Below are 25,569 nucleotides of genomic sequence, written 5' to 3'. Positions count from 1 at the left end.
TCTTAAAAAAGTGTGATTTTTGAAACCGGTGTACGAATTATTAAGAAAAGACGAATATTTCTTAATAAACGGAACTAAAATGGAAAACAAAAACATCAGATTAATCATTTTTTTGGTTACAGCTTTGATAATACTATCAACCGGATGTAGCATTTCAATAACAAGAAATTATTATAGTGAAAAACCAAAAACGCCAATAAAGACGGACAGTACAACCTATGTAGTGAAGTTAGGTTCTCAAATATCCAAACCTAATTATGTACAGAAATAAGACAGATAACTTTCTTGATGTAATTGAGAACAATAAAGGCATTCTTTATAAAGTAGCAAACTCATATTGTCGGAACATTGAAGATAGAAAAGACCTTGTTCAAGAAATTATATTGCAATTGTGGAAATCCTATGACAACTACAATGAAGCTTTCAAATACTCAACTTGGATGTACAGAATTTCCTTGAACGTAGCCATTTCATTCTACAGAAAAGAAAATAGCCGAAAACGAATTTCAAATCCGTTAACAACTGATATTCTCAATTTTTCCGATATAGAAATATCAGAAGAAAAAGAAACCGACTTGGGCATCCTAAACCAAATAATTTCAGAATTGAATGATTTGAACAAAGCTGTAATGTTACTTTATCTGGAAGAAAAGAATTACAAGGAAATTTCAGAAATAATCGGAATTACAGAAACCAATGTCGCAACAAAAATCGGTAGGATTAAAAGCAAATTAAAAAAAGAATTTACACAATTTAAAAATCAATAAAATGGAAAATATAGAACTTATCAATATTTGGCAAACACAAAATGCAAAAATAGAACAGACATTAGCGATTAACAAACTACTTTTAAAAGAGACCATTGCACGAAAAGCAGAATCATCCTTACAAGGCTTGGTTAAATTGAAAACAGCAGGAATAGTTGCTTTTGTATTGTATCTTCTCATTTTGGGATATGCCTTATTTTATGCTATTACAAATTATTCATCGGCAAGCAATTACTTTATTGTTTCCGTTTCGGCAATCGCTTTGATAAACATAAAAGGGTTTGCAGACTATATTAAACATCTTGCTTGGACAAAACATATAAATTACGATGGAAACGTTATGGAAATTCAAAAACAATTATCAAGACTTCAACTTTCCATAATTGACCACTCTAAAATTATGTGTTTACAATTTCCTTTTTTTACAACATTCTACTTGAGTAACAATTGGTTTCCACAAGACGTAGGTTTTACTTACATTATTTTTCAAATTATTCTAACGGGTAGCTTTACTTACTTTTCTTATTGGTTGTTCAAAAACCATAAACCCAAAAATTTAAATAAAAAGTGGTTTAGAAATTTAATTGCAGGTTCGGGAGGAAAGTCTGTTGAAAAAGCTATCGAATTTTACAGAGAAATGGAAGCGTTTGAAAAAGAAAACTAAATGAACGGAATAAATGCCAGCACATAACATCGGTAACCGTTGCACAAGCGAGTAATTTTTTGAGTTACCGATTTAAATAAGCCGCTTTAAGCGGTTTTTCTTTTATAGATTCGGTTGGCTGTGAGCAAAATTCAGGTTCCTTAAAATTGAACTGTGAGATTCCTGTAGTAGGTTTTTGGTGAAAACAGCAAGGCAAGCTGTCCTGCCCGGATTTCATTCTTTTATGGGTGAATTTCAGGTATTTCTTTAGGTTATAAGCGATGGCGGCCAGGTGCATGCACTTATTGGCCTGTTTGATTCCAATGGTATTCACCTTCCGAAGCCCCAGGAACTCCTTTAGCGTACCAAAAACAGGTTCTACAGTGCTTTGGCGTTTGCCTTTCATGTAGCGGCCACGCCTGCTCTTTACCCGTTTAATATTCCTTTCGTACTCCTCTCTATAAGCGGTAATGTTGATCCTTTTTTCATGGCTCTTACCAATACAGGCCTGCTTTATGGGACAGCCTTTACAATCGGCACGTGTGGTAAAATAATTGTCTTTTAGATTGCCATTTTCCATCTTCTGCTTTCGGAAGGTCACTTTCTTACCTTGTGGGCACAGCCAGTAATTCCCTTCTTTGATATATTCAAATCTTTCAGGTCCGCCTTTATAGGTTCCGTGCGGAGGGATATAAGTGGTAAGGCCTTTTTTCTCGAAGTATGCATAATTCTCTCCACTGCTGTAACCGGCATCTGCCAGTACATTTTCCCATATCAAACCTTCACGACGCAGGCGCCTGTTGAGCCTTGTGGCAGTATCCTGCAGGTATTTAGTATCTTTTTTATCTGCGTGATAAGCCCGAACATCAGTAATGACGTGTGCTTCAATATCTACTGCCAGGTTGCACAGGTAGTTCAGTTTTCTGGCCTTCCCGGGTTTTACACTAATCCGGGCATCGGGATCGGTGGGGCTGTAATGTGTTTTGTTGCTGGTATACCTGCTGCCTTTGTTTTTGGCACCGGGGCGCATGTCCTGGTCCTGACTCCATTTTTTGTTCCGGCTCTTTATTTCCTGGAGTTCTTTCTTACTTGCTGTGATCTTCTGCTGTTCTTCAGAAGCTTTATTCTCTTTAGCCTTTCGGTCTCTGCTGCTTTGTACCCGCACTTTAGAAAGATGCTCCTCGAGGTCTTCTGCCGGGACTTTGATCTCCAGGCTGTCCATAGAAGCATTGGCCTTTACAGGGGCCGAATCAATTGCCTGTGTATGGCCGCTTACCAGTCCTGCATCAATACAAAGCTTTAAAACTTTGGTGAAGACTTCCTCGAAAATATCTTCAGGGAAAAGCTGGCGGGTACGGCTTATCGTACTGTGCCAGGGCAATTCTTCGTCTACATCATAGCCTAAAAAATAGAGGATATCCAACCGCATTGCGCAGTGGTTCATCACCCCACGATCCGTAGTGATGTTCTCCAGGTATCCCACCAGGCAGATCTTGAAAAAGACCACCGGATCGATGCTTTTCTGCCCGCTATCTCCATAAAACTTCTGGGTAAGGGGATAAAGAAACTCCAGGTTCAGGGCTTCTTTTAAACGTCTGTAAAAATTTTCTTTTGGAATCCGGTCACTAAGACGGAAGGAAGTGAAGAGTTTTTCCTGATAATTTTTCTTGCCTTGCATATCAGAAAATTAGCATTTTCTGGTATCTTGTGCAACAGGCACAACACATAAAAACAATGCGGAAATCAGTCTCAAATCGAAACTTCCTGCTCACTTGCAACGCCCGATTGTCCTGCGGACAATCAAGCTCGCCAGCTCGCACTGTTTTTATATGAGACCGTTGTACACAAGCTAATGAAAACAAAGTTACACATATTCAAAACTGTTGCTAAACACTTAAGTTTTACAAAAGCTGCCGAGCAATTATATATTTCACAACCTGCCATATCCAAAGCAATTAAAAATTTAGAACAAGAATATGAAACAACATTTTTTGTTAGAAAAAGGAACTCCATTGAATTAACAATAGAAGGAAAATCGTTCCTCATATATGTAAATAAAATTTTAGCTATCTATTCTGAAATGGACGAGCAATTTCTACATAAAAATGAAACCTTTCCTGAATTAATAAATTTTGGAGTAAGTACAACCTTATCCAATTATGTCATCCCTAAAGTAATTGCGAAGTTTAGAATGCAATTCCCTCAAACAAAGTTTGATATAATTAGTGATAATTCAGAAAATATTGAAAATTTAATTTTAAATGAGGAAATCGATTTTGGAATTACAGAAGGGAATTTTTCTAACCCAAAACTAAACTTTGAAAAATTTATAAAGGACGAAATTGTTTTAGTAACAAATGTTAATAATTCTTTATTTAAAAAAGGAAGTATTGATATAAAAACGCTACAAAAAATTCCAATAATTGAACGTGAAAAAGGCTCTGGAACTAGAGAAGTAATAGACAGTTTTTTAGTTGAAAATAAAATCCCAAAACTAAATTGTGTAGTAACATTGAACAGTACAGAAGCTATTAAAAATTATTTAAACAACTCTAACGATTTTGCACTTCTTTCAATCAATGCTATTAATGATGATTTAATAAATAACAACTTCAAGGTAATTGACATAAAAGGCTTGAGTATTGAAAGATGGTTTTATTTTGTAAAAAGAACAGGTTACCTTTCAAGTTCTTTGGAAAAATTTGAAAAATTTATTCGACTTAATCATAACCTTTAGTTATCTATGATAACAAATTAATTTGCTTATAGGTTATTAATTCAATCTACTTTTGTATCAAATAACACGAACTGATATGAAAGATATATTTTCAAAAACTGTTTACTTCCTTATAATTATTATTGCACTTTTAGGTATAATAAACAGTCCCACAGCATTGTTACTTGGTTTTGTATATACCATTATTTTCAATAATCCTTTTAAAGAATCCAGCCATAAAGCAATCCATTATTTTTTAAAAATTTCGGTTGTTGGGTTAGGATTTGGAATGTTTATCAAAGAAACTTTAGAAACAAGTAAAGAGGGATTAAGTTTAACTGTTTATTCAATACTTTTAACTGTAACGCTAGGTTTGCTGATAACAAGACTTCTAAAATTAGATTTAAAACTTGGTCATCTAATCACTTATGGAACAGCAATTTGTGGCGGAAGTGCCATTGCTGCAATTTCTCCGGTTATTAAAGCTAAAAGTAAAACGATAAGTATTGCTTTAGGTATTGTTTTTCTACTAAATTCTATTGCGTTGTTCGTGTTTCCAGCAATTGGACATTTTTTAAATTTAACGCAAGAAAAATTCGGTTTATGGTGTGCAATTGCTATACACGATACAAGTTCAGTAGTTGGAGCTGCACTAGGTTATGGAGACGAAGCATTGCGTATTGCAACAACAGTAAAACTATCTAGAACCTTGTGGATTATCCCTTTATCCATTTTTTCAATGTTTTTATTCAAAACAAAGGGAGAAAGAATAAAAATCCCTTACTTTATTGTTTTATTTATTATTGCAATAATAATTAATAGCTACCATATTTTACCTGAAACAGCTACTAACTTTATTGTATTGATGGCTAAACGTTTATTAATAATAACTTTATTTTTAGTAGGCTCAACCATTTCTATAAAAGATTTGAAATCTATTGGAATGAAACCTATTGTGTTAGCACTGATATTGTGGATTTTTATTTCAATTTTTTCATTAATTTATATTTTGAGTTAAAGCCAGTGTACATTTTGTATTTTAAATGTCAGTACTAAACCGAAAAGTTTCCGTTTATTTATACGCAACTTTTCATATAATTAAACGTTAGCGGTTATTAGAGATAAACAAATTATTTAATTTATTAAAAATAAAATGAGAAAACAATGAGAAGTCAAAAATTAAGGATTTTAGCATTGTGTTCAATAGTGTTAACAGCAGGTGCCTGTAAGCAAAACACAAAAAAAGAAAATAACAGTAATAATATTCAGACAGCCAAGGTTAACCAAATTGAGATTAAGGCAGAAATTGAAAAATGGAAAGCAGAACTAGTAGAAAACAAACAAATTGGAAACCCTTGTAATTACGAAAGCCTTGATTCTGTAAATATTCAAAAATGGGCAAAAGATAATCCGGGGCAAATCGATGGATTACCCTCAGATGATAAGGAAATTAAATCAGTACGTTCTGATTTCAATAATGATAATAAAGCAGACCTTTTATTATACTTTCAAGGAGAAAACTGCACAGGGCATAATGGAGGGACAAAAGCGTATGCAAAAATCATTTACTCAGATGGAACGATTAAGTCTGATTTGATGACTGAAATAATTAATACCATTCAATCGGAATATAACCAAAAGAGAAAAACGAACAATAATTTAAAAGAAATAACTAATGATTATTTAGAAACAACCGCTACTATTAATGGATACCATAATGGAATAATAGGAGAATTTAGTTTGTATACAAAAAATGATGCACATTGCTGCCCATCCTACAAAGGAAGCTATACATATAAGCTTAAAAAGAAAAGTATGGAAATAGAAATTTCAAAAAATCATGAATAAAACAACCGCTAATAATAACTAAGCGTTCGTGTGGCCGGTACGGCCCAACATGAACGCCCTGTTGACTGAACCGGTTCTTTGCTGGTTGTCCTATATGGGTTTTAGTCTAATTTTTAGAGGTGTGATTTGGGAAGGTGGAAGGTTGAGCTATTTTTCTGTCCTGGTAAATTTTGGAAGTAAATGGAGATTTTACTCTCCACTTATGTTTTCTATTCCGGTTGATTCGATTTTTTCAGTTGTTTTGTTCCCTTTTGACAATAGATCTCCTGTTACACCGTAAAGCAGCGTTGATCGGGAGGGCTATTTCTTGTGTGTTTTAATTGGTCTCAGGTTAGGGTCTTAAACCCTGCAATTTTATTGCAGAACTTTAGTAGTGCGAAAAAATCTATAATTTCGTAAAATGAGTAGCACTCAGAGAAAAGGATCTCATACAGTGAGCAGATTAACCTGTCATCTTGTTTGGGTTACAAAGTACAGATATAAGGTTTTGCAAGGCGATATTCAAAAGCGTTGTAGGGAGCTTCTGATTCAAATATGTGAAGCTGAAGGAATAGAGATTCTTAAAGGAGTGGTCAGTTCTGATCATGTTCATATGCACGTAGAATATGCTCCCAAGACAAATGTTAGTTACATAGTGAAACAATTGAAAGGCAGATCTTCACGCAAGCTGCAACAAGAATTTCCACAGCTAAAAGAGCGGTATTGGGGGCAACACTTTTGGGCAAGCGGATATGGAGTTTGGAGCACGGGCAATGTCACTGACAAGATGGTCAATGACTATTTGGGGCACCATCGCCGAGACAGTTCTGATAATTCCAATTTCATATTGGAATAAACTTGGGGACTTTCAGTCCCCAGTTAGAAAAACCTCTGCACTTTCAGTGCAGAGTGGTTTAGTTCTTTCAGCCATTGAACCGGAGGTCCGCGTGCAGTAAAAGTGGTAAGCGTAATGAGATTTCCTTTTTTACAGGTCGGGCAAACCCGGTGTTGTAAGGGTTCTTTTTTCTTTAAATGGGCAGGGCCTAAAGTTTCCTGTAATTCCGGAAGGCTGTTCCTTTGTTTTTGGCACCGGGGCGCATGTCCTGGTCCTGACTCCATTTTTTGTTCCGGCTCTTTATTTCCTGGAGTTCTTTCTTACTTGCTGTGATCTTCTGCTGTTCTTCAGAAGCTTTATTCTCTTTAGCCTTTCGGTCTCTGCTGCTTTGTACCCGCACTTTAGAAAGATGCTCCTCGAGGTCTTCTGCCGGGACTTTGATCTCCAGGCTGTCCATAGAAGCATTGGCCTTTACAGGGGCCGAATCAATTGCCTGTGTATGGCCGCTTACCAGTCCTGCATCAATACAAAGCTTTAAAACTTTGGTAAAGACTTCCTCAAAAATATCTTCAGGGAAAAGCTGGCGGGTACGGCTTATCGTACTGTGCCAGGGCAATTCTTCGTCTACATCATAGCCTAAAAAATAGAGGATGTCCAACCGCATTGCGCAGTGGTTCATCACCCCACGATCAGTAGTGATATTCTCCAGATATCCCACCAGGCAGAACTTGAAGAAAACCGCCGGATCAATACTTTTCTGCCCACTATCTCCGTAAAACTTTTGGGTGAGCGGGTAAAGAAACTCCAGGTTCAGAGCTTCTTTCAAACGTCTATAAAAATTTTCTTTCGGAATCCGGTCACTGAGACGGAAGTGAAGAGCTTTTCCTGATAATTTTTCTTGCCTTGCATATCAGAAAATTAGCATTTTCTGGTATCTTGTGCAACAAACACAATGTATAAAAACAATGCTATTTTAGAGTCGAATTGAAAGTCTGTGCGTACTTGCTGCGTCTGATTTTCCTGCGGAAAATCATCGCCGGCAATCGCCGCACTGTTTTTATACGGGACGTTGGCAACAATTTGACCAACTCCCCTTGATTAAAAGATCAAACTTCCTAAAATTTAGTATTAAGCTAACTTCACGTTAATCTATTGACCTACTTTATTTGAATAAAGATAAAAACGTTCTTGAATCGTTTTTAACAAATATAGCAACACTAAAATCATCCTAAAGAGATAATATTTTATTGTAAAACGATATTTTTTATATATTTGCAATAATAAACTATATTTTTTATATGCAAAAATCAATTATTATTTCCAAAGTTTTATACTACATTTCAAGGATATTGGGTGGATTTTATTTAATTACTGGTCTTTATGGAGTATTCAGCTGGGTAACAAACACCCATTTGCTTATAAACGATAAGCAAACCATTATCACCTACCCTTTTACAGAAACATCTTTTTTAATTTTAGACAGCAACACAACGTATTTAATCTTTTCGTTTTTAATTCCTGTTTTAGGGTATGGTTTGTTTTTTTGGCTACTATCTAATGTCTTTAAGGTATTTTACCAAGACAAATTATTTACAGCCGAAAATATTGTGCATTTGCGACGTTTTTATCTTATTAATATATTTCTACCAACTGTACTCACTATATTCACTTCGTTTTTTATGCCTATAGAACACGAAATCTTTCTGATTATTATCCTGCATCTTGTTCTTGGTGTTTTTGTGTTTTTTATGTCAGAAATATTTAACCAAGGATTGCATTTACAAAACGAACAAGACTTATACATTTAAACTATGCCCATTGTTATAAATATAGACGTCATGCTTGCCAAACGAAAGATGAAGAGTAAAGAGTTGGTTAAAGAAATTGGCATTACACCTGCAAATTTATCCATACTAAAAAATGGAAAAGCTAAAGGCATTCGCTTTGAAACTCTAGAAAAAATATGCAAAGCCTTGGACTGTAAACCTGGAGACATTATAGACTATATAGACTAGCACTCCCTTAAATATTTTTTATGAATACATTGAATATCAACAATGTGTCCCTTGTGTATAACAACGGACATCAGGCACTTTATGCCATAAATTTAAATATAACAAACGGTGTTTTTGGTTTGCTTGGGCCTAATGGCGCAGGGAAATCTTCGCTTATGAAAACCATTGTAGGCTTACAAAAACCAACGGAAGGATACATTAGTTTTGACAATACAGATATTGTAAAAAACCCATTAGAAATACAAAAGCAGTTAGGTTTTTTACCACAATATTTTGGTGTGTATCCTAAAGTTTCGGCTTATAATTTATTACAACATTTGGCTAAACTAAAAGGTATTCATAACAAGAAAGAGCGCCACGATCAAATTATGAATCTTCTTGATAAAGTAAATTTAGTTGACGCCAAAAACAAAGAAGTACATACGTTTTCTGGTGGTATGAAACAGCGTTTTGGCGTAGCTCAAGCGTTATTGGGAGACCCTAAAATTGTGATTGTAGACGAACCTACAGCAGGTTTAGATCCTGAAGAACGTAATAGATTTAATGCATTGTTGAGCGAAATAGGCGAAGATATTATCATTTTATTATCGACGCACTTGGTAGAAGATGTACGAAATCTTTGTTCGGATATGGCGATTATAAAACAAGGCGCTATTATGGCAAAAGGTGGCCCAAATGAGTTTATTGAAGCATTACAAGGAAAAATATGGCAAAAAGCAACAACCAAAAACGAGCTACTTGATCTTGAGCCAAACCACAACATAATCAGTAAGCAATTTATTGAAAAGGTCATGCATGTAACCGTGTATGCCGATGCTTGCCCAACTGGGTTTAAAGCTGTAACACCGAATTTAGAGCACGCTTATTTCACATATTTAAACAGGACAACATGAAAACGGTTTTACTAAACGATATGTATGGCGCACTAAAACACATAGCAACGCAATTTGCTTTGTTGTCGTATTTAGTGCTTGGTTTTTTTACAGGCTATAAGTTTCATATTAATGTAGGCGATGGCATTGCAGCCAATGCACCCTACTCTGTTGGGTTTATGACTGGTTTGTTCAGCCTTATTATTATTTTGATTGCAACACTACTAGCCTTTTCTGGCTTGTTTAAGGAACGTGATGCTAACTTTGATTTAATTGTTTTTACCACACCTATAAAGAAACGCGACTTTGCATTAGCACGCTTTTTATCCTTCTTTTTACTTACTGCAATCAGTTTTTTTATTGTAATGCTTGGATATGTTATTGGGTTGCATGTGCAAACAGATTCTGAAATGCTTGCAGGCTTTTATCTGTGGCATTATGTATATCCTTATTTGATTTTTGGCGTGGTAAATAGCTTATTGGTATGCAGCATCCTGTTTTTTTTTGCCAAAAAATTTCAGAATAAACTATTGGTCGCTATTGCAGGATTGATGTTATACATCACCTATATGATTGTGCTCATGTTTTCAAACGCGCCTTTTATGGCACAATCGTTACCGCAGTCTTTATGGGCTCAAAAAGTATCTGCTATAACTGATATTTTTGGGTTGTCGGCTTATTTTTATGATGCCAAGGACTTTAGTGTTTTTGAAAGAAACCACAACATCGTGTCGTTTAGTAATATACTACTGATAAACCGTTTGGGTGTCGTGTTACTGTCTTTATTTATTATTAAATTAGGCATTAATGCGTTCTCATTTTTGCCAGTTTTCAAACAAAAGTTAACAAAAAAACAGGCTGAAAGAACGCCTAAAAAAAACAAACTACTAGATGTTCCGTTTGCGAAAGTAGGCACGTTGTTTACTTCAAAAACAAAACAACATGCGCTGCGTTCTTTTGTGAAAATTGATTTTATTTATTTATTTAAAAGTATTCCTCTTATTTCTGTTTCTGCTTTACTGTTATTTTATGTAGGTGTAGAAATGTATGGCGATATAGATATGGGTATTAGGTTGCCGCATCAGTATGCTAGCTCTGGTTTACTAGCTAAAACCATTAACGAAACATTTTATTTTATAGGCGCACTTGTTGTGGTTTACTTTACAAACGATGTGTTTTGGCGTGCAAATGCTAGTGGGTTTTCAATTATTCAAAATACGACTTATTATGCTAAAGAGCGACTATTAGGACACGGTATAAGTATGGTGCTTTTAATCATTTTTCTTACCGGTTTAATGCTCTTGGAAGCGATTATCTTTCAGCTTATTTTTAAATACCCTTTTATTGATTGGCAAGCATATTTAGGTGTGTTTGTTTTTAATACGTTGCCACTTATACTCTTTGCGTTACTGCTTCTTTTTATTAATAACATAAGCAAGAGTAAATCGGTGGCATTGGGTATATCTATCTTGTTATTCTTATTGTTTGTGACTCCTATTTCAAAAAACATGATTACGAATCCGTTGTTTCGTTTTTTATCTGGTTACAAAGGTGCTTATAGCGATTTTATAGGTTACGGTACTTATATAATGCCGTTTATTTATAGAGTGATTTTTGGATTTGCTCTTGTGGGACTTGTATTTGCTTTATACGGTTTGATAAAAACTAAAGCTAAAAGACACCGTTTGCTTATTGCTATGGTTGGTTGTGCATGTATAGGCATAGCGAGTGGTTATTTGTTTTTAGATGGTTATGTTTTCAAAGATCAAGACGCTGACATATTAGCGCGCGTTGCTTACGAAAAGCATTATCGAGCATACCAAAACCTTCCGCAGCCAACCATAAAAAAGGTTAATACAGAAATAGATTTGTTTCCTGAAGACCAAGCTTATGAGATAAAAGGCACGTATTGGTTGGTAAACCAGCACGAACACACTATAGATTCTGTACTGATACGTGTGCCTGAAGACTTTGAGATACAATCGCTTTTATTTACCTATAAAAATGACAGCATAATGCTAGACAGGGCTATTTCAGAAATACCATTAAAACAGGCATTACAAGCCCAAGACTCGGCAAAACTCACCTTTCATTTGGCTTACAAATGGGAAGCTGTAAATGGTCATAATCCTTTTAATGCGATTGTAAAGGATGGCTCTTTTATGCGAATAAGTCGTTATTATCCTCAATTTGGGTATGATGCTAGTCAGGAAATTTCAGACAAGACAATTAGAAATCAACATGCTTTGGGCGAAGCCACAGCCATGAAATCATTTGATGCGGTAAAGACTCATGTAGACGATTTTATTTCTTTGGACATGCAAATTTCAACCGATAATAATCAAATTGCTGTAGGTACTGGTGCATTAAAATTGCAGTGGCAAGATGCTAATAGAAACTACTATACCTATCAGGCCGATGCTATACCGTTTAGGTTTGCGGTTTCATCAGCTGCTTATGAGGTTAAAAAAGCACAACATAATGATGTTTCTATTGAGGTTTTATATCATCCTTTGCATGAAAACAATGTAGATCACCTTATTGAGAACACAAAGCTGTCATTAGAATATTGTACTAAATATTTTGGGCCTTATCCGTTTTCGTCTATTCAATTTGCCGAAGTGTCATCGTTTACACAAGGTTTTGCAGGCACCGCTTACCCTGGTGTTATATTTATGACAGAGCATATGACGTTTCATGCTAACCTATCGGGCAACCACAATCAAGATGTTATTAATGAATTGGCTGGGCATGAAGTAGCGCATTTTTGGTGGGGAACCAACCAGATTGATCCTGATTATCGTGAAGGTTATGCCATGCTGACTGAAAGCTTGGCAATGTATACCGAAATGATGTTATATAAAAACATGTACGGCAAAGCAAAAATGCTAGAACGTGTGGCCATACATAAACAAATATATGAAGCTGAAAAGGGTTTTACTGATGACTTATCGTTATTGAAAGCCACAAAAGACAATGCATTTATATCCTATTCTAAAGGAGCTATTGTTTTTGTAGAATTAAGTGAGTTACTTGGTGAAGAACGGTTAAATTTAGCATTACAATCCTTTTTTACTAAACATAAATATCCAAATTTAAAACCTACTTCAACTGATTTATTGAAAGAAATTTTGAAGGTAAGTGATGAAAATCTTAATAAAAAAATTATAGCTATGTTTGAGTAAAAACTGTTGCCAATAACTAAGCGTTCGTGTGGCCGGTACGGCCCAACATGAACGCCCTGTTGACTGAACCGGTTCTTTGCTGGTTGTCCTATATGGGGTTTAGTCTATTTTTTAGAGGTGTGATTTGGGTAGGTGGAAGGTTGAGCTATTTTTCTGTCCCGGTAAATTTGAGAAGTAAATGGAGATTTACTCTCCACTTATGTTTTCTATTCTGGTTGATTCGATTTTTTCAGTTGTTTTGTTCCCTTTTGACAATAGATCTCCTGTTACACCTTAAAGCAGCGTTGATCGGGAGGGCTATTTCTTCTGTGTTTTAATTTTTTTCAGCCATTGAACCGGAGGTCCGCGTGCAGTAAAAGTGGTAAGCGTAATGAGATTTCCTTTTTTACAGGTCGGGCAAACCCGGTGTTGTAAGGGTTCTTTTTTCTTTAAATGGGCAGGGCCTAAAGTTTCCTGTAATTCCGGAAGGCTGTTCCTTTTGTGATAGGAGCTTAAGATTCCGTAATGGCGGATCCGAACAAAGCCTCTGGGAAGCACGTGCATTGCAAATCGTCTAATGAACTCTTCGTCTGGTAGGTACGTGTTAGATTTCCTTCCCCCGTGTCGGTAATCTTTGACAGAAAAGGTGACCTTTTTATTATCGAGGTTCTTGATTCGATGGTTGCTTATGGCGATTTTATGGGTATAGCGACCAAGATATTCCACTACCTGTGGAGGACCTAAAAACGGACGTTTACAATATACTACCCATTCATTTTTAAACAGGCTTTCATAGAAGCTTGTGGATTGGGGTTCCAGTTCCTTCCGAAGGGCAGCCACAAAGCGAGCCCTGAAGACTTTACTCATAGCCTTCACCGGGAACAGATATTTGCCATTGTTCCTGGCCGGTTTCCATTTGCCTGATTTTGTAATCCCTATAACCGGTGATTGTGAATATCATCCGGCAGAAATGGACTATTTTTCAGACGAGGAGAATCCTTGGCAAGAAGTTATTGATAAAATCGAGAATAATTGAGGCGATTACATTCGAATCGAACCAATGCATTCCATCCACTCTTATGCTGTAATGGAATCTTTTGCGGACCAGCTCGAAGTGGACGGTTTAAAAAAAAAGTTGCTTGCTGCTCTAAACCGACCAAAACCTTTCCGGAATTTTAATTATCTGATCCATCAATCAGATTTTAGGCAGGAATGGTTTGACTTCAGACAAGACAAAAATGTTGAGTGGGTTAGGGAACAGATATCTGACCGTATTGATATGTGAATGCCATTGGTTATCAACCAGCCAGTAATTTATCCTTCCAATTGGAAGTCCATTCTCCTCTCCTGATCTGATAAATCTGTTATTTCGAATTAACCTTTAGGTTTATAATTGATGTACTCAGTCAAAGGGAATTTTGTTTCATTTCTTAAAATAGTTATACCTAAAGAGTGCATTTAATTTTAATTTTTCATGTGTTTTATTTTTTAATTCCCTGAATATTATAATTACGGATTCATTGCTCTATTTGTTCAGGATTTCATCTTGGACCTCCTGAAATATTCTGTTATAATTACCTCTTATTTCTTCTTCTGAAAATTCACTGAATTTTCCAGGTAACTCCTTCAGTATTCCAGGAGGCGCAAATCGGATTTTCTTCTCTTTTCCATCGGCAAAACTCACAAATTCTCCGGCTCTCAATCGGAAGAAGGCATCAAATCGGATTTTTGTAGTATCCCTATGGCTCCTCGTGATACGGGTATCAAAATTGAGATTTCCTCCCTGGTGGATGCTGATGCTTTCCTTCTGTATAATTTCAAAGAACTGTTCGTAGTATTTCGCGGTATCGGGATCATTTACTTTTCCGAAGAATTGGTACGACAGATTGCTCAGGATTGCTTTGCTGGCTTTTTCTCCGTAAAGCAGGTCATTCTGAATCTTGTCCTGCATTACATAAATAGTGGAGATGTTATAACTACGAAGGGTTGCCGGCACACGATGCATATGGAGTAGACGCAGGGTAGGGGCTTCCTCCATAAGAAGAAAGGAGGCATCTCGCTCCCGAATGCTCATCTGCTTCGTTATAGTATGTATGGTAGTCGCTATGACAGGGGAGTAGGCGGTTTCATATTTTGGATTATTGACTATGGAAACTATTGCAGGATTTTCAGGATTATTAATGTCTAAAGGGACTTCATCTTTTGATAGGGCCATGAAGATTCTTTGGGTACAGATCTTTTTCAAAGCATTGGCAAGACTGCTCTTAACAGCTGCTGTCTGCCGCTCTGATGCGATCCCACTTATGAAAGCATCTGCCATTGACCTCGAAGTGATATTACCACTGAGAAAGCTAACCAGTTCTGCAGTATCCATGCTCTGGTAAACTGCTATAAGATGGGGAAGTGTGCAGTACTCAGGATAATCAGATTTTAATTTCCAGATCATTCCCCCAATTAGTCCTTCCACGGCATCATTGAAGAATTTTGTGGTGCCTGAGGCGAGAAGTTCTTTTTGTTCCAGAAGGTTTTCCAGGAGTACCCTCGCTACCTCATTCACGCTTTCTTCATCGATCATGTATCTGGGAGCAATAGGATTGACCCTGTGGTATATCCGGTCAAAGGAGATGATGTAAAAGGGAAGCTTTCCCGATTTAAAAAGGGGATAAGCAATCTCTGTAAGTTCAAAATTCTTGTAATCGTGTAACAAACCGCTGAAGGAATATTTTCTGAAATGCTTCAGTAGATTATATACCACACTTTCTGTCTTGCCGCTTCCTGCAGCTCCAATTATGGAAACTCCTCTCCTGATGTTTTCTAATACCAGATTCCCGTCCTCCAGTGGTAGTTTTGCTCTGTACTTTTTTACTCCTGAAACCTGCTCTTGTGGTAAGACAAAACAATACAGGCTCAAATTCAAAACTGATGCCGGCAAGAATAATTTCAGTAAAAGCTCCAAATAGATTGCTAAGTCGGCAGGGTGGGGGAGTAAGCTCCAGCTGAAAAACACAAGAAGAAACTGGTTGAAAAAAACACCTTTTTTGAACTGTTTTAAGTGAAGAATAAACAGGCTGCAAATGCTTGCGTAAATGACCATCCATAATATGTATAAACCTGGAATCATCAGTAATGAATGGAAGATGACCTCACAGCTAACCCAATAGCTTTTCTGAATTTTTTGATCGCCAATTGTACCTGGGCTGGTGTGAACCCCGTAGCGGGCAGTGTCATACCTGCAGTTCTGAGTAAATTGAAAGCCAACTGCCTCTCATTTACTGGTAATCTCATAAGCTTTGAATAATACAGCCCGGGATTTTTTTGCAGCTCTTTCCTGGAAGTATATTTTTCTACATAATTTCTTTGGTACTGGAACATTCTGTCAAAGGTCCTTTCAGCACTTTGAAAAAACTGATTTCGGTCAAATCCTCTTCTTACCGTCCTGCCGTGCATCTCAACGGTTGAAGATCTGTATTTGCTCCCGGGTGAAAGGCTGTAACGATTGGTAGCATCTTTCCGGCTGACAATAACATGTACATGGGTTTGAAGCCCCGGCTTTAACATACCTTCTTTAATGGGTTTTCCACCTATTGTGTGTGGTATTTCCTTAATAAGTCGGCTGATTTCCTTCCTTACTTTTTGACTATCTCCATCCATGTCTCCTCTCCTGATTTTCACAAGGTCATGTTCCAGTTTGACTATTTGTTTCATGTAGGGAGAATTCTCCCTGATCTCTTTATCATAATGATGGTAACTGCGCTGGTATTCTATTTTTGCGAAAAATTTTAGATTTTCTATACTCACTGGTTTTCCCTCAATTTCCCGGTTAAAAGCTTTAGCGTAATTTTTCATGACCTCTAAGGTGTATTCTCTTAGAGACGTGGAGTTATTCTGGATATGCCTGAGTTCATATTGACTGGGATTAATGGTTAGGGAATAATACCTGGGTTCTGTTTTTCTAAGTTTAGCCGAATTGGCATCTATTTCCCCAATTACCTGTTGCTCTGAAATTTGATTCCCGGTTTGGTTAAAGAAGTAATTCATTTTCTCAAGGGGTTGGTCCCGATTCTCCTTTTCCAGATAGGTGACAAAGTCAGCAACACTACTGGTGAAATTGCCTCCTATTTTTTGGGGTGTGATGGTAAGGTACATTTCAATAAGCGTTTAATTTCCTTCTCATTCTTTCTAACTCTTCTCCTTCCATTTCAAGCACGTACTTGTCGGGACCGAATGTCCTTTTGACAAGGATTACCTTACTGAGTATATATTCAAGATCCTTTTTTATTTCTTCCTTGGCTCTGTCCACGAAAATATTTCCCTCTCTGGCGGGTTTTATAGGGGAAGAGATCTCTTGTACAGGGGGCAATGGGATACGGCTGGAAGAAATGGAAGTTGCCTGAGCAGGATCAAAAAGTAACTGTAACATCGCAAGAGTAGGCTGGGTTTGGGTTTTTTCTATTTCCTTTATAATTGCCACTATAGCATTAAGTCGCTTTTGTATTTTTTCATCCAATGCTGGCAAATCTATTTTAGCTTTGTGACTGGGGGAGATCTGGTACTTGTGAAAATATTCCAGCATAAGCTCCAGTACTTCTGTATTTGATCCTCCTGTCTCCTTTGAGAAAGTGCGGAACCTTTTAGCCGTTTCTACCTTGATACTAATAGTGGAAAATGTGCTCATTTCTTGATCCAGATTCAGTAAATGTGATATATCAAAATAATATCTCCGGGACTTGAGTAGTCATTTTCAAAGGAACTTTAAGATATAAATCGTTTTACTTTAATCGGATCTCTAAGAAAAGGCTGTTATCATTTCACAAATGATAATTGATAGATTGAGAGTCTAATGTGGTGCTTGTGAAAAAATTCTTTTAGCTGGTCTAATGCCGCTCAGCACATTTCCGCTCCATTCCGCAGAAAAAGCTTCATTTCGGGAAAAGAGCTTCACTTAAAACTTCCTGGACATCATCCCCAATTTCTTCTTTTCACTACGCCGGAAATTAATTTCTTCTGAAGGCTGCGTTGCACTACATAATTGGGGATGAAGTCCGCTCAAAATGGATTTTCATATCAAGGCTTTGGTGCCACTTCCAGATGTTTTGTTCTTCTCCTATAGCCTTTTGAATACTCCCGAGCCTGCGCTGTACCTAACCTTTTTTGTAAGCAAAGTAACAACATTCGGAAGTTGACGGACTGCATAAGCCAGTCGTGCCTCCTTTTTATAAGTCCTTATCAATTCCGAATGTTTAAAAATCATACAGCAACAAAAAAGGTAACAGCGAAGGCTCTATGGGAAGTAAATCAAAAACAGGAATTATGAAATCAAACAGCAACATCAAAAAGGAAGCGGCACCAAAGAAAAACAAAAAGGAAAACGCTCCGGATATAAAAAGTAAATCCATTATTAATCTTTAAATAATCAATGTTATGAGAACAATTAGAAACAAAGTGCAGCTCATCGGGAACGTAGGAAATTCACCCGAAACCCAAACCCTTGAAAATGGCAAAAAAGTGGCTTCTTTTTCAGTGGCCACCAATGAATCTTATCGTAATGCACAGGGTGATAAGGTTGAACAAACTCAGTGGCACCAAATTATTTGTTGGGGTAATACCGCTGAAATAGTGGAGAAGTATGTTTCCAAAGGAAGAGAGATTGCCGTAGAAGGAAAACTTTCCAACCGATCTTATGAGACCTCGGACGGCTCAAAAAGATATGTATCTGAAATCATCGCCAGTGAAATTCTTTTGCTCGGCAGTTCTTCCTCCAAGGCTTAAAAATTAAAAGAGGGTGCATATGTCCGTTTGCACCCTCTTTTTTATCAAATTAACACCTAATCATATGAAAACTAAAGTAAATGAAATTTCTCTGAAATACCTCGGTAACGTGAGGATGAAGGAGTCACCAAAAATATCTTCTTCACATGATGCTTTTGAGAAGTTCTATTACCAATGGAACTTAAACCACATTGCTATGCAGGAATGTTTTAAACTGATGCTCCTCAACAATGGAAACCGGGTGAAAGGTATAGTTGAAATATCCACCGGGGGTATTACCGGCACTCTGGTAGACCTTAGAATCCTATTTGCGGTAGCCCTTAAATCCCTCACCACTGCAATTATCGTAGCTCACAATCATCCTTCAGGAACTCTTTTGCCCAGCCAGAATGATAAAGCCCTAACCCGGAAGATCAAAGAAGCAGGTTTGCTTCTCGATATAAAGCTCCTGGATCACCTGATTATTACTCCGGAAGGTAAGTACTTTTCATTTGCCGATGAAGGACTATTATAAAAAAATCGGATATTTAAAAAGGCCGGAGATGATCCGGCTTTTTTTGTGTTTATTGACCATTTTTAACTGCTCCAGTTGATGAATGCTTTTTTTCAGGAGCAGCAACTTAATTGGCTGGTAAAAAGGGATAGCAAGAGGATAACACGCTAAAGCGATGTTATTTAATTAAAAAAATCTTTATAGTGCTGATATACAAATGGTTTAATTCGTTATATAATATTGTCTTACCTAGAACCTTAGAGTAGGGGATACAGTAAAATTTTCTGAGCCCTTATGTGTACTGGTTTTGATTAATTAAACGATAATTAAAATCCTGATTATACAGTTTTTAAAAGAGAATTTGGAGTTTAACCTGGTGGTAAAACCTTCAGCCAACTTCTGGTGAAAATTCCATCTACATTTCTAAGTCTTTTTTGGATATTTTTAGTAATGACCATTGAATATTTCTGTTCCATCGTAATGTAATTCCCACGAAAACTAATCTTTGGTTTTATTGGTAGCCTTTACTTGTTCCTGTTCTTTAGCTGCCAATTTTATTTTTAGAGCCTTCATGTCATCACTTATTTTCCTGTCTACAATTTTAGCATAGTGCTGGGTGGTTCTAAGATCTTTATGACCAAGCATTTTACTAACAGATTCAATAGGGACTCCATTGGTTAGAGTAATAGTAGTTGCGAAGGTATGGCGGGCCAGGTGAGTGGTGAGTGGTTTTTTAATACCGCACATCATCGCAATTTCCTTTAAAAATGCATTTGATTTTTGGTTGCTTAGGACAGGGAGGATGCAATTTCCCTTCTGCACTTCCGGGTGGTCTTGATATCGTTCAATAATTTCTTCAGCAACAGGTAATAGTGGGATACTGCTAAGAGATTTTGTTTTTGTTCTTTTAATGCGGATCCATTTCCCGCCGTCTATACCTTTGGTGATATCAGCGCTGCTTAGTTTTTTTACATCAGAATATGCTAGTCCGGTGTAACAGCTAAAAACAAACATGTCCCGCACCAGCTTTAGGCGATCGAGGTGAAGATCTTTTTCCACGAGTTTTTGCACTTCTTCTTCATTCAAAAATTCCCTTTCTACCGTTTCAAATTGAACTTTGTAATTATAAAATGGATCCCGATCCATCCATTGATTGGCTAAAGCAATACGAATTATTTTTTTAAAATTGTTCACGTATTTCAAGGCCGAATTGTGATTGCACTCCCGCTTAGTCTTGAGAAAGTATTCAAATTTAGAAATGAATTGGTGGTTAATATCATTCATAGGATAATCGTGAGCCTTATACTCTTCCTTAATGAATTGCTCAACATGATTGTAACAGGTCCAGTATCGCTTTGCAGTGCTCTTAGAAATGCTTTTACCCGATAGGCGATCCATTTGTTCATTATGCTCTTTAAATACCTCTAGGCTCATTTTCGGCTTCGGTTTGTTTTCGCCTTTAAATTCATCAAGAATATTTTTTAAAGAAATGTCTATATCCTTTTCTACCAGGCGCTGGTGTATGTTTTTGATTTTATTCCTTAGTACATTAATATAATTATTGAGTTCAGTAGCCTCCGGACTTTTTCCTAAAGCTTTTTCAGAATTTGAACTCCACTTCCTGGGATCAACTTTACGGCTAATACTGATGTCGGATCGCTTGTTATTTACGGTAATTCGCATGTAAACATCACTGTCTGTGGTCTTTTTACTTCTGCTTTTTCTAACGAAAAATGTGAGCTGGTACTGAGTGTGCATCTTTTTGGTCTTAAAATTTGGATTTAAAGTACTAAAAAAGCACATACGATTTAGAACTTTAATATTTTGTAAAGACTTGGTATATAGGTGTTTTGGGTGTTTCCAGTGTGCAATTTTTGAAGAATAAATTGGTCACCGAATTGCACACTGAGAATGTGCAATTATTTGACATTAAATGATAATATTAGAAATGAAAAACCCCGTAAATCCTAGGATTCCGGGGTTTTTGATTGAGTTTGATACTCAAAAAGTGGAGTCGGAGGGGTTCGAACCCTCGTCCAAACAAGCAATTCAGAAGCTTTCTACACGTTTAGTTTTCGCTTATTTTTCGATGTACAGCCGGCCGAAAACCACCAACTGCACACTTATCCTCAATTAAGTTTCAAAACTGCATCAAGGTCCTGCAGTCTCTATATTTACTTTGTCGGTGCCTCTGGTGTGAGTGCCGTAAATCAAGGCCCTCACGAGACATCTTGGCTCCCTACCTTGTAGGGACTAGAGTAATCCTACTATGATTCAGATTATGCTGCCAAGGCGTAGTTATTCTCGCCGTTTAAAATGTGTGAAAAATGAGATTTACGAGCTATTTCCCAGCGCTCGACGTGCTTACAACTCAATTAGACTCGCTGTCAAAACCAAGTCGACCCCATTATGTAAAGAACTTCTGCAATAATATTGCATATTTCATGCCAAACCTATTAGTTGTAGGTTGAACATAAGAGTAACAAAAATAGACATTTTGGATTACAAATAGCATGATTCGCTCTTGTTTCTGTTTCCTTTCAAATCTTTCGGGGGTTTATTCTAAGGGGGTAAATACTCCGAGGCTTGCCTCGTTAGTAAATGTTTAAAGTCTGAAAACGTGTTCTCCTATATAATGCTCCGTGGGCTTGCCCCGGAGAAATTTACTGTCAAAAAAATAAGTGGAAGAGGGAAGTGGAGATACAAGATTATTTATTGTTTTTGCCGATTAATAATGCCAGATGTGCTCATATATAATTTAAACTTATGGTCTGTTAAATGATTCATTCCTGCCTCTTGCAGCGCAGCTTTCTATTATCTTTTTCCCACTCCTAATAATTCCTATCTTTGAGAAAATCCAAACATTTTAAAAAGCTATTTCAGTATGATAAAATTTGCCCTTATAAAAGAGCGAAAAACTCCCCCAGATCGTCGTGTGGTATTTTCTCCTGAAGAACTCAGGGAAGCTGTGAAGCAATTTCCTGATATCCAGTTCAAGATAGAAAGTTCAGACATCAGGATCTTTACAGATGAGGAGTACAGGCAGGCAGGTTTTGAAGTAACTGAAGATATTTCTGACTGTGATATCATGCTGGGGGTTAAAGAGGTGCCACTACCTTATTTAATCCCCGATAAAAAATACTTTTTCTTCTCTCATACCATTAAAAAACAGCCCTATAACCGGGATTTATTGCGGGAAATTCTTAAAAAGAATATTGAACTTTATGACCATGAAGTTATTATTAATGAAACTGGCGGCCGGCTCATTGGCTTCGGAAGATATGCAGGGATTGTAGGAGCTTACAATGGATTTAGAGGCATAGGTCTCAAAAATGGCATTTTTGAACTCCCTAAAGCTGAAAGTCTGCCCGACCTCAAAACTATTCAGGATGAACTTGACAAAATTTCTATCCCGCCCCTTAAAATTGTGCTTACAGGCAGTGGGAAAGTGGGGGAGGGAGCTAAGGAGATCCTCGAACATTTAAAAATACCAAAGGTGGGGGTAGAGGAATTCCTCAATTCCGAATATACCCATCCCGTTTACTGCCAGGTTGACGTGCTGGACTATAACAGGCGTAAAGATGGAGCCCAGGGCAGTAACAGGGAATTTTACAACCACCCCGAACTTTATGAAAGTGATTTCAAAAAGTTTGCTAATGCGGCAGATTTTCTAATAGCCGGGCACTTCTACGGGGAAGGCGCCCCGGTCTTTTTTACTGCTGAAGATGCAAAATCCCCAGATTTCAGAATCAAATATATTGCTGACATCTCCTGCGATATTGACGGTCCCATTCCCAGCACTATTCGTCCTTCTACCATCGTCGAACCATTTTACGGTTATAATAAACAGGAAGAAAAAGAGGTTGATTTTAAGGATGAAGATGCGATCCTGGTGATGGCTGTAGATAATTTGCCGTGTGAATTGCCCAGGGATGCCAGTGAAGGTTTTGGGCAAATGTTCCTGGAAAATGTACTCCCCGCTTTTTTTAACGGTGATAAAGACGGAATTTTACAACGGGCGCAAATGACCAAAAATGGCAATTTGACCCCACGGTTTAATTACCTCAAAGATTACGTAAAAAGAGAAGAATCAGAAATATGAAAAAATACACCATGAACTTAATGATCCTGCTGTTTACATCAATCCCGGTAAAAGCCCAGCTACAGGTGATGAGCTATAATATTAAGTATGCCAACGAGAATGATGGAGAGAACAGCTGGTCGAACCGAAAAGATGATCTGGCGGCCCAAATCAGGTTTTATGAGCCGCATATCTTTGGAGTCCAGGAGGCGTTGCAGGGGCAGCTCGAATTTTTAGAAAATGAACTCGATAACCAATACAAATACTTCGGAAAGGGACGTGACGATGGGGCTCAAAAAGGGGAATTTAGTGCCATATTTTTTAAGACTGATGATCTTGAACTTTTGAAGGAGGGAACCTTCTGGCTTTCTTCAACGCCCGAAACTCCCGGAAAAGGTTGGGATGCCGCATATCCAAGGGTGTGTACCTATGGGAAGTTCAGACTGAAGAATTCAGGAAAAGAATTCTGGGTTTTTAATACACATTTTGATCACGTAGGGAAAGAGGCAAGACGGCAGAGCGTTCGCTTAATCCATAACAAGATTTCAGAATTAAATCAAAAGAAGCTTCCGGTAGTATTAATGGGAGACCTCAATTTGGAACCTGACACCGAAGAAGTAAATTACCTGGCTTCTCATTATAAAGATTCTAAAAAAGTCGCAGATCACACTTTTGGACCCGAAGGTACTTTTAATGCGTATAAATTCAATCAACCCGTCACCACACGCATAGATTATATTTTCACCGATGGCGAAGTACAGGTTAAGAAATATGCTGTACTGAGTGATTCAAGGGATTTGCGTTATTTTTCAGATCACCTTCCGGTAATAGTAGATTTGAAATTAAAATAAATTATTCGGTATAAATAATAAAGAGGGCTTTTGAGGGCCCTCTTCGTGTTTGGTCTGATTTTCATTTCTGAAACTTCAGAAGAAGCTTCAAAAATGACATTTTTGACAACTGTTTTCCTATTAAGTCGGATTAATAGGATCGTTTGGTCCTGCACCTGCCGGCCCGTTTTTATCAGGATTTCGGGGAGGATTGGGTTTTGAAGGATTAGATCCCGAATTGTCACCTGGTTTGTCACCTGAAGTATCCCTGGAAGTTTTAGGGGTGCTGGCATTTCCGGCACCGGTTCCTTCTGGCGGAAATTTCCTTTCGGTGTTTCGCACATCAGGGTTGTCACGGTTTGGGTCCCGGGCATCGGCTGCTTCGCTTCTAAACTTCTGAATAATATCTCTAAAATGCTCCCCGGCTGCCTCCCGGCCACCAAGACCGTAACTTAAAGCTACTGCAACGGCTATGGCACCAAGTATTAATCCGAAGGCAAGTTCTACAATTTCATTGGCAATCCCCATGGTTCGTAAGGCGATGGCAATGAAAAGAGCGAGTGATGACCAGCGAATAACGCCTGCAATAAAGTGATTCTTGCTTGAGCGCGTCATCGTGTTATATATAAGGAGAGAAATATAATTTCCTATAGCAAGAATGACAAGACCAAAGAGGATTTGACCCGTGATCTCCAAAATTTGATGAAGTATTTCAGTAAGTCTCGAAAGCCCTAAGATCTCTACAGCGGTAATAATTCCGAAGAAAACCAGGAAGAAATAAATGAGGTTTGCCACGAGTTTTGAAAGCGATTGTCCTGCTCCTATCATGTTATGGATCTGGATCTTTTCAGCCGTGCGGTCCAGCCCCATACTTCTGAAGAGATCTTCCAGGAAATTGGCGAGATATCTACCACCCCAAACAAATACCAGTAGAATGAGGGCAGCAATCACTATTTCTCCTATAAGTTCTGTAAAGCCATAGAGGATGTCATTGGCGGGTTCGGAAATGGCATCCAGGCGCAGCGTGTTGAAAGCCTGAATGAGAAATGGAATAAAGATGATTATAAATACCAGTTTACGAAGAATATTCACAAGTTGGTCTGTGTCTTTAAAACCGGTTTTATCTATCATCCTGTCTAACAATCCGCCGCCAATGTGAACAAGATTGGCAACAAATTTGGCAAGCACATAACCAATGAATCCAATTAAAAGGGCTCCAATTAAATTGGGAATAAAGAGCAGGAATTCGTTGAGCATATTTTCAAGGGGTGCAAGCACCTCACTTATTCCTAAAACCTCTAAAGCGATTAGGAGAACAATGATCATGATTAAATAATAGAAGATATTCCCAACAAAAACATTGGTGTCATCTATATTATCCCCACCAAAAATTTTTTCATCCCAGGAGGTTTTGCGAAGCAATTTCACCACCATAACCTTAATGCCTTTAGCAATAAGCCAGCCAATGAGAAGTACCAGCAGCGCCCCCAGGAGGTTGGGCAGGAAATAGGCAATGCGGTCTCCTATGTTTTCTAATTGTGTGTCCATAATTTATTG

At 37.5% G+C, this 25,569-nt stretch carries 21 protein-coding genes, 1 other RNA gene and 3 pseudogenes; 15 read left to right on the top strand and 10 right to left on the bottom strand.

The window, feature by feature from the left end; genetic code table 11:
• The first annotated feature begins 257 nt into the window (after nucleotides 1–257).
• Both V5739_RS03450 and V5739_RS03445 read left to right on the top strand, forming a co-directional pair.
• Nucleotides 258–767, top strand: coding sequence for an RNA polymerase sigma factor (locus V5739_RS03450; protein WP_423819645.1), 510 nt, complete (start codon nucleotides 258–260; stop codon nucleotides 765–767).
• Nucleotide 768: 1 nt separating this feature from the next.
• On the top strand, nucleotides 769–1,431 hold the full coding sequence (locus V5739_RS03445; RefSeq protein ID WP_423819644.1) for a hypothetical protein: 663 nt from the start codon (nucleotides 769–771) through the stop codon (nucleotides 1,429–1,431).
• A 64-nt stretch (nucleotides 1,432–1,495) separates the two neighbouring features.
• On the opposite strand, the gene V5739_RS03440 is transcribed toward V5739_RS03445, so the two are convergent.
• On the bottom strand, nucleotides 1,496–3,088 hold the full coding sequence (locus tag V5739_RS03440; protein ID WP_423819643.1) for an IS1182 family transposase: 1,593 nt from the start codon (nucleotides 3,086–3,088) through the stop codon (nucleotides 1,496–1,498).
• Between the two features lie 174 nt (nucleotides 3,089–3,262).
• Between V5739_RS03440 and V5739_RS03435 the strand changes: the two genes are divergently transcribed.
• From V5739_RS03435 to tnpA, 4 genes are all read left to right on the top strand, one after another.
• A complete protein-coding gene (locus tag V5739_RS03435) occupies nucleotides 3,263–4,147 on the top strand; it encodes a LysR substrate-binding domain-containing protein (RefSeq protein ID WP_423819642.1) in 885 nt (294 codons plus the stop codon).
• Between the two features lie 76 nt (nucleotides 4,148–4,223).
• The gene (locus V5739_RS03430; protein WP_423819641.1) at nucleotides 4,224–5,144 is read left to right on the top strand and encodes a YeiH family protein; all 921 of its coding nucleotides are present in this window, start codon (nucleotides 4,224–4,226) and stop codon (nucleotides 5,142–5,144) included.
• Between the two features lie 146 nt (nucleotides 5,145–5,290).
• Entirely contained in the window at nucleotides 5,291–5,974 is a 684-nt protein-coding gene (locus tag V5739_RS03425; protein WP_423819640.1) for a hypothetical protein, read from the top strand.
• 400 nt (nucleotides 5,975–6,374) lie between these two features.
• Complete coding sequence (gene tnpA / locus V5739_RS03420) at nucleotides 6,375–6,809, top strand: IS200/IS605 family transposase (RefSeq protein WP_423819639.1); 435 nt, start codon at nucleotides 6,375–6,377, stop codon at nucleotides 6,807–6,809.
• Between the two features lie 23 nt (nucleotides 6,810–6,832).
• Here the strand turns inward: tnpA and V5739_RS03415 are convergent.
• Together V5739_RS03415 and V5739_RS03410 are read right to left on the bottom strand one after the other, a co-directional pair.
• Nucleotides 6,833–7,033 (bottom strand): annotated as a pseudogene (locus V5739_RS03415) (IS91 family transposase); the annotation flags it as partial.
• Nucleotides 7,018–7,697: pseudogene (locus tag V5739_RS03410) on the bottom strand (transposase); the annotation flags it as partial. The pseudogenes V5739_RS03410 and V5739_RS03415, both read right to left, overlap by 16 nt.
• 389 nt (nucleotides 7,698–8,086) lie before the next feature.
• On the opposite strand from V5739_RS03410, the gene V5739_RS03405 reads away from it, so the two are divergent.
• From V5739_RS03405 to V5739_RS03390, 4 genes are read left to right on the top strand one after another with little or no spacing between them, the layout of a single operon-like run.
• A complete protein-coding gene (locus V5739_RS03405; protein ID WP_423819638.1) occupies nucleotides 8,087–8,596 on the top strand; it encodes a DUF2975 domain-containing protein in 510 nt (169 codons plus the stop codon).
• A 3-nt stretch (nucleotides 8,597–8,599) separates the two neighbouring features.
• Nucleotides 8,600–8,803, top strand: a complete 204-nt coding sequence (locus V5739_RS03400; protein WP_423819637.1) for a helix-turn-helix domain-containing protein — start codon at nucleotides 8,600–8,602, stop codon at nucleotides 8,801–8,803.
• Nucleotides 8,804–8,823: 20 nt separating this feature from the next.
• On the top strand, nucleotides 8,824–9,696 hold the full coding sequence (locus tag V5739_RS03395; protein ID WP_423819636.1) for an ABC transporter ATP-binding protein: 873 nt from the start codon (nucleotides 8,824–8,826) through the stop codon (nucleotides 9,694–9,696).
• Nucleotides 9,693–12,860, top strand: a complete 3,168-nt coding sequence (locus V5739_RS03390) for a M1 family aminopeptidase (protein ID WP_423819635.1) — start codon at nucleotides 9,693–9,695, stop codon at nucleotides 12,858–12,860. The genes V5739_RS03395 and V5739_RS03390 overlap by 4 nt, the downstream gene beginning before the upstream one ends.
• Before the next feature lie 297 nt (nucleotides 12,861–13,157).
• On the opposite strand, the pseudogene V5739_RS03385 reads toward V5739_RS03390, so the two are convergent.
• A pseudogene (locus tag V5739_RS03385) lies at nucleotides 13,158–13,775 on the bottom strand (IS91 family transposase); the annotation flags it as partial.
• A gap of 109 nt (nucleotides 13,776–13,884) precedes the next feature.
• Here V5739_RS03385 and V5739_RS03380 point away from each other — a divergent pair.
• Entirely contained in the window at nucleotides 13,885–14,124 is a 240-nt protein-coding gene (locus V5739_RS03380; protein WP_423820437.1) for a hypothetical protein, read from the top strand.
• 240 nt (nucleotides 14,125–14,364) lie between these two features.
• On the opposite strand, the gene V5739_RS03375 is transcribed toward V5739_RS03380, so the two are convergent.
• The 3 genes from V5739_RS03375 to V5739_RS03365 are packed head-to-tail and all read right to left on the bottom strand — an operon-like array spanning nucleotide 14,365 to nucleotide 17,514.
• Complete coding sequence (locus V5739_RS03375; RefSeq protein ID WP_423819634.1) at nucleotides 14,365–15,960, bottom strand: type IV secretory system conjugative DNA transfer family protein; 1,596 nt, start codon at nucleotides 15,958–15,960, stop codon at nucleotides 14,365–14,367.
• Nucleotides 15,960–16,985 carry a MobB family relaxase gene (gene mobB / locus V5739_RS03370; protein WP_423819633.1) on the bottom strand — a complete coding sequence of 342 codons (1,026 nt, stop codon included), beginning with the start codon at nucleotides 16,983–16,985 and terminating at the stop codon, nucleotides 15,960–15,962. The genes V5739_RS03375 and mobB overlap by 1 nt, the downstream gene beginning before the upstream one ends.
• A 1-nt stretch (nucleotide 16,986) precedes the next feature.
• A complete protein-coding gene (locus V5739_RS03365; RefSeq protein ID WP_423818634.1) occupies nucleotides 16,987–17,514 on the bottom strand; it encodes a BfmA/BtgA family mobilization protein in 528 nt (175 codons plus the stop codon).
• A gap of 746 nt (nucleotides 17,515–18,260) precedes the next feature.
• On the opposite strand from V5739_RS03365, the gene V5739_RS03360 reads away from it, so the two are divergent.
• On the top strand, nucleotides 18,261–18,608 hold the full coding sequence (locus V5739_RS03360) for a single-stranded DNA-binding protein (protein ID WP_423819632.1): 348 nt from the start codon (nucleotides 18,261–18,263) through the stop codon (nucleotides 18,606–18,608).
• Between the two features lie 64 nt (nucleotides 18,609–18,672).
• Nucleotides 18,673–19,122, top strand: coding sequence for a JAB domain-containing protein (locus tag V5739_RS03355; RefSeq protein WP_423819631.1), 450 nt, complete (start codon nucleotides 18,673–18,675; stop codon nucleotides 19,120–19,122).
• A gap of 477 nt (nucleotides 19,123–19,599) precedes the next feature.
• Here the strand turns inward: V5739_RS03355 and V5739_RS03350 are convergent, their stop codons facing one another.
• Both V5739_RS03350 and ssrA read right to left on the bottom strand, forming a co-directional pair.
• The gene (locus V5739_RS03350; protein WP_423819630.1) at nucleotides 19,600–20,859 is read right to left on the bottom strand and encodes a site-specific integrase; all 1,260 of its coding nucleotides are present in this window, start codon (nucleotides 20,857–20,859) and stop codon (nucleotides 19,600–19,602) included.
• Between the two features lie 248 nt (nucleotides 20,860–21,107).
• Nucleotides 21,108–21,507, bottom strand: a transfer-messenger RNA (tmRNA) gene (gene ssrA / locus V5739_RS03345).
• Between the two features lie 478 nt (nucleotides 21,508–21,985).
• Here ssrA and V5739_RS03340 point away from each other — a divergent pair.
• Nucleotides 21,986–23,203, top strand: a complete 1,218-nt coding sequence (locus V5739_RS03340; protein WP_423819629.1) for an NAD(P)-dependent oxidoreductase — start codon at nucleotides 21,986–21,988, stop codon at nucleotides 23,201–23,203.
• Entirely contained in the window at nucleotides 23,200–24,033 is an 834-nt protein-coding gene (locus V5739_RS03335) for an endonuclease/exonuclease/phosphatase family protein (protein WP_423819628.1), read from the top strand. The genes V5739_RS03340 and V5739_RS03335 overlap by 4 nt, the downstream gene beginning before the upstream one ends.
• Before the next feature lie 120 nt (nucleotides 24,034–24,153).
• Here V5739_RS03335 and V5739_RS03330 read toward each other — a convergent pair whose 3' ends face one another.
• Nucleotides 24,154–25,560 (bottom strand): mechanosensitive ion channel, encoded by a 1,407-nt coding sequence (locus V5739_RS03330; protein WP_423819627.1) that lies wholly within the window; start codon nucleotides 25,558–25,560, stop codon nucleotides 24,154–24,156.
• Between the last annotated feature and the right edge of the window lie 9 nt (nucleotides 25,561–25,569).

It is taken from the genome of Salinimicrobium sp. TIG7-5_MAKvit (assembly GCF_049569215.1).
In the GTDB taxonomy this organism is placed as follows: domain Bacteria; phylum Bacteroidota; class Bacteroidia; order Flavobacteriales; family Flavobacteriaceae; genus Salinimicrobium; species Salinimicrobium profundisediminis.
Note: the sequence above shows the minus strand (reverse complement) of the source record. Positions and strands in the feature narration are given on the sequence as shown.